The 4,934-nt window shown below is 53.2% G+C and carries 6 protein-coding genes; all 6 read right to left on the bottom strand.

Annotated features, from left to right (window positions below):
• A partial coding sequence (gene bamC / locus LMED105_RS15785; protein WP_008253317.1) for an outer membrane protein assembly factor BamC occupies positions 1–931 on the bottom strand: 931 nt, incomplete at its 3' end.
• A gap of 24 nt (positions 932–955) precedes the next feature.
• Positions 956–1,834 (bottom strand): 4-hydroxy-tetrahydrodipicolinate synthase, encoded by an 879-nt coding sequence (gene dapA / locus LMED105_RS15780; RefSeq protein ID WP_008253316.1) that lies wholly within the window; start codon positions 1,832–1,834, stop codon positions 956–958.
• Positions 1,835–2,422 carry a bifunctional 2-polyprenyl-6-hydroxyphenol methylase/3-demethylubiquinol 3-O-methyltransferase UbiG gene (locus LMED105_RS15775; protein WP_083797237.1) on the bottom strand — a complete coding sequence of 196 codons (588 nt, stop codon included), beginning with the start codon at positions 2,420–2,422 and terminating at the stop codon, positions 1,835–1,837.
• A gap of 1 nt (position 2,423) precedes the next feature.
• A complete protein-coding gene (trpS, locus tag LMED105_RS15770) occupies positions 2,424–3,461 on the bottom strand; it encodes a tryptophan--tRNA ligase (RefSeq protein ID WP_008253314.1) in 1,038 nt (345 codons plus the stop codon).
• Between the two features lie 6 nt (positions 3,462–3,467).
• The gene (locus tag LMED105_RS15765) at positions 3,468–4,124 is read right to left on the bottom strand and encodes a site-2 protease family protein (protein ID WP_008253312.1); all 657 of its coding nucleotides are present in this window, start codon (positions 4,122–4,124) and stop codon (positions 3,468–3,470) included.
• A complete protein-coding gene (locus LMED105_RS15760; protein WP_008253310.1) occupies positions 4,124–4,780 on the bottom strand; it encodes an L-threonylcarbamoyladenylate synthase in 657 nt (218 codons plus the stop codon). The genes LMED105_RS15765 and LMED105_RS15760 overlap by 1 nt, the downstream gene beginning before the upstream one ends.
• Positions 4,781–4,934: the final 154 nt, after the last annotated feature.

The following is a 4,934-nucleotide window of genomic DNA, read 5'->3' as shown; positions in this document are numbered from 1 at the left end:
TGTACTTCACGTAATACACGCCGTTGGAACGGTCACGATCTTCGACAATAAAGCCAGCCCGGTCCAAACCAAAACCGACACGGCGCCAGGCCAAGGGGAAGTCTTCCGCCAGAATGATGGCTGTGCCTTCCGGCTTTTTCTGAACCGAAATAAGCTCTTGGGTCACAGGTCGACCTGCCGCCGCAGCCGCCTTTTCATCACCAGTCAGCTTCGCCATCAAACGATTCAACATTTCGGCTTCGAGTTCGGGGTCAGAGGGGCGATTCATCCAAACCAGGTTGGATTGCGACTGATCTGTGTAGTTTTCTTCCATGCCGCGGTGAGTCACGAAGATTTCAACACCGCCCTCAATTGGCTCCACGCGTGTACGGTAACGGTCCCGGGTGTTGCTGGAATAAATACCATCAAACACCGTGCCGATCACTTTGCGAATCCCGTCTAAAGGAATATTCGCCCGGTTTTCAGCCCAGTTGGTTTCCATCAAACCAATTTTGGGATCGTCCACTGCCAGCTCAAACCCAGTGTCTTTCCAAAACTCACGTAACTTGGGCCACAGTTGCTCTGGAGGCATTTTTACCTCCAGGGAACGCAGATTGCCGACACGTTTGATTTTGACGTCATCGGAAGACACCAAAACCGGCTCAGCCTGGGCTTGTGCGCGCGCACTTGCAGGGCGGGCACCGCCTCCGCTGTAGAACGACGAGGCCGACACCGAACCAGAACCAGACTCACCTGGAATCAGGAATTGCTCATCAGCCGACTGCGCAGTCAGGTCCGGCGGGACTTCAAGGCCCTGCTCACGCTTTTCAGCGGTGCGGTATGCCGTCTTCTGTCCTTCCACTGCTTCTTTGTAGGAAGCACAGCCCGCGGCGGTGGATACTGCCGCTGCGATCAGCAACAGCTTGAAAGGGGTCGTCTTGTTCAATTCCATGTGTTTCACAGCCTTAAGTCGTCTTTAGTCGATCAACCGGTGCGCACGCAGGGCGGCGTCCACGGTTTGGTGAAAATTGGATTCCAATCGGGTCAGCGGCAAACGCACACCCGGCGCCATCTTGCCCATCTTGCTCAATGCGTACTTCACGGGAATTGGGTTGGCTTGCACAAACATGGCCTGGTGCAAATCAAGCAAACTCAAATTCAGTGCATGCGCAGTTTTCGCGTCGCCAGCAATGGCAGCAACGCAAAGTTCGTGCATCAGCTTCGGGGCCACGTTGGCAGTCACGGAAATATTGCCTTTTCCACCCATCAGCATCAAGTTCACTGCAGTAGGGTCGTCTCCACTGTACACAGCAAATTGGTCCGAGGTATCGCGAATCAACCAAGCCCCACGCTCAAGATTGCCCGTGGCTTCCTTGATACCCACAATGCCATCCACTTGGCTCAAGCGAACCACAGTGGAATGCGCCATATCGGCCACTGTGCGGCCCGGTACGTTGTACAAAATCACCGGCAAATCGACAGCCTCGGCAACCTTGCGCATGTGCAGGTAAATGCCTTCCTGGGTCGGTTTGTTGTAGTACGGCACCACTTGCAGACTGGCAGCAGCGCCCACCTTGCGTGCAAATTCGGTCAACTCGATGGCCTCAGTGGTGGAATTGCCACCCGTACCCGCAATGATAGGTATACGGCCAGCAGCCTGTTCAACAGCCACACGAATCAATTCACCGTGTTCTTCCACATCCACAGTAGGCGATTCGCCGGTGGTCCCTACCGCTACAATCGAGTCGGTGCCTTGTTCAATATGCCAATCAATGAGCTGACGATAGCTGTCATAGTCCAGCGAGCCGTCTTCAAACATCGGCGAAACAATCGCGACAATGCTGCCAGTGATCATTTAGTCCCTTTGAGTGAGTGTTATTGTTCCAGATTGTATCCCAGACCAAGCGCCTGTAATGCCCATGGCCCGTTGAATCATTGCTGGGCTTGGAACGCTTCGTAATCCTTGTTCAAAACGCAGCACATTCAATTCAGACATACGAGACAGCAATTCACCCGGTTGAAGTAAAAACTGGGGGCTGCGAGGTGAGCCAAATTGGGCATTGCCGTCCATAAAGGTTTCGTAAACCAACACTGCATTTTCAGACTTCAGGTTGGCCAAAAGGTTCTCGAAATGAGGACGGTGCAAGTAGTTGGTCACTACGATCAAGTCATATTGCTGCCCAACCAAAGGCCAGTCAGCCTGCTCTAAATCCATCGCCTCAAAATGTACATTTTCTGGCCAAAGGGTATCGGGCGTGGTTTTATCAACTGCATGCACCGAATAACCCAGACTTGCCAAATACAAGGCATGACGGCCACCCCCGCAAGCAAGATCAAGCGCTCTTGAACCAGCCTTGATAGCGCCTGAACGCAACAGACTTTCCAGACATTGACGGACCCATGGCGAGGGCGCCATGGCGGGATTGGCGTGAGCAAAGACCATATCAGGAATAATCCAGGCCCATGTGCTTACGCACATCTTTCATCGTGTCGTTGGCCATCGCGCGTGCGCGCTCACAACCCTCACTGATTATCTTTCGTACCAGAGCTGGATTCTCGGTGTACATGGCCGCGCGTTCGCGCATAGGCGCCAGCTCGTCGGTCACGGCCTGAATAATTGGCTCTTTACATTGAATGCAACCGATGCCCGCTGATTTACAACCTTCCTGCACCCATTGCTTTGTACTGGTGTCGGAATACACTTCGTGCAACTGCCAAACCGGGCACTTGGCAGGATCACCTGGATCTGTGCGGCGCACACGGGCAGGATCAGTGGGCATTTTGCGCACTTTCTGGGAAATGTTTTCGGGTGTTTCCCGCAGGGCCAAGGTGTTTTGATAGCTCTTGGACATCTTCATGCCATCAAGACCCGGCATCTTGCTAGCCTCGGTGAGCAAAGCCTTAGGCTCCAGCAAAATCGGCTTGCGGCCAATTTCAGCGCCCTTGGCATCCAGCAGCTTTTCCTTGCTGTAAAAATGATTGAAGCGCCGTGCAATTTCACGGGTCAGCTCAATGTGTGGCACCTGGTCTTCACCCACGGGTACTTGTGTAGCGCGGTAAATCAGAATGTCAGCGGACTGCAGCAGCGGATAACCCAAAAAACCATAGGTGGCGAGGTCTTTGTCACTGAGTTTTTCCTGTTGATCCTTGTAGGTAGGCACTCGCTCAAGCCAGCTCAACGGTGTATTCATCGACAGCAGCAAATGCAGTTCAGCGTGCTCTGGCACTTTGGACTGCACAAACAGAGTCGCCTTCTCTGGATCAACACCCGCAGCCAACCAGTCGACCACCATATCCCACACGTTTTCCTTGATCACTTCCGGGGTTTCGTAATGCGTGGTCAGCGCATGCCAGTCGGCCACAAAAAACAGACAGGGAAACTCGTTCTGAAGTTTCACCCAGTTTTTCAACACACCGTGGTAATGACCAAGGTGTAACAAACCGGTTGGGCGCATGCCCGACAATACGCGTTCAGGAAACATGGTGACTTAAAAATTAAACAAAAGGGTTAGCACACTCAGCCCGGCGCTAACTATGGGCTGGATGAACATGGGCAAGATACCCAACATCAGGAGTGCAATGAGCACGATCATGCCATAGGGCTCGGTGCGGCTGAAACTGTAGGCTGCAGAACTGGGCAGGAAGCTGAACAGAATGCGACCTCCATCCAGCGGTAAGATTGGCAGAAGGTTCAAAGCGGCCAGCACCAGGTTCACCACGATGCCCGCCTTGGCCATCTCTGCAAAAAAAGGCTCGTTCAGCCCAGTGACAAACTGTAACTTCAGGCTAAGCGCCCACAACAGGGCCATGATGAAGTTTGCCCCTGGGCCAGCAAAGGCTACAAAACGAATGTCTTTCTTCGGATTGCGCAAATTGCCAAAATTCACGGGTACGGGTTTGGCCCAGCCAAACAGAAAAGCACCCATACCCATCAGGCTTGAAGACACCAGAATTGCGATCGGTACGAGAATGGTCCCGACTGGGTCAATATGCTTAATTGGGTTCAAGGTAATTCGACCGGCATACATGGCGGTGTTGTCGCCGTACATTCGCGCCACGTAACCGTGGGCTGCTTCGTGCAGAGTAATGGCGAACAACACGGGCAAGGCATAGACCGCGATGGTTTGAATAATGCCAGCGTCCATCACAGCTCTTCCTGTTCTTCAACGTTCACGGGCTCCAACGGGCCTGTCAGTGGTCCAGCCCCAATTCGCACCACCAATGGCTCTTCACTGGTCCAGTCAATCACGGTGGTTGGAAATGCGCCACAGTACTCGCCATCATCCACGATCAAATCCACGTCATTTCCCACGGCCTCCTGGGCCTCCCAACCGCTGCGTGCCGGTTCTTCCATGCCCGGTAACTGCAGCGTTGTAGCAATCAGCGCGCCTTCAATGTGTTCAAGCAGGCCCTGCACCACCGCGTGTGCGGGCACACGTAAGCCAATCGATTTTTTAGAAGGATGCGACACCCGCTTGGGCACTTCTTTGGTGGCTTCAAGAATAAAGGTGTATGGCCCTGGAAACACCGACTTCAGCAAACGGTATTGAACATTATTTACCTTCGCGTAGCTGCCCAGTTCACTTAAATCCTTGCACAACAAGGCCAGGTGCTGTTTCTCTGAAATACCTTTCAGCCTGCGCAAGCGCTCCACCGCATTTTTATCGTCTAGATGACAAACAAGGGCATAACAGCTGTCTGTGGGGATAGCGGCAATTCCACCCGAATTGATCAGGTCTGCCGCCTGCTTGCACAAACGCGATTGCGGGTTTTGAGGATGTACGTTGAATAACTGCGCCAATGGGGATCCTGTTAGCTGAACAACTTGCCCCAATTATCCCAGATTGGCACGCAACCGTCGGGCAAGCGGGGCAATTCACCCAAATTAACCCTGGATTCAGTGGGGCCATGAAAGTCCGATCCGCGTGACGCCTTCAAGCCAGAACGAACCGATT

Origin of the sequence: Limnobacter sp. MED105, assembly GCF_000170915.1 — a bacterium.
Classification (GTDB): Bacteria; Pseudomonadota; Gammaproteobacteria; order Burkholderiales; family Burkholderiaceae_B; genus Limnobacter.
This window is presented reverse-complemented; position numbering and strand designations above follow the sequence as displayed.

Excerpts from the sequence above, each read along its gene's own strand:
- dapA (WP_008253316.1), bottom strand. The coding sequence starts at position 1,834 with ATGATCACTGGCAGCATTGTCGCGATTGTTTCGCCGATGTTTGAAGAC.
- LMED105_RS15775 (WP_083797237.1), bottom strand. The coding sequence starts at position 2,422 with ATGGTCTTTGCTCACGCCAATCCCGCCATGGCGCCCTCGCCATGGGTC.
- trpS (WP_008253314.1), bottom strand. The coding sequence starts at position 3,461 with ATGTTTCCTGAACGCGTATTGTCGGGCATGCGCCCAACCGGTTTGTTA.
- LMED105_RS15765 (WP_008253312.1), bottom strand. The coding sequence starts at position 4,124 with ATGGACGCTGGCATTATTCAAACCATCGCGGTCTATGCCTTGCCCGTG.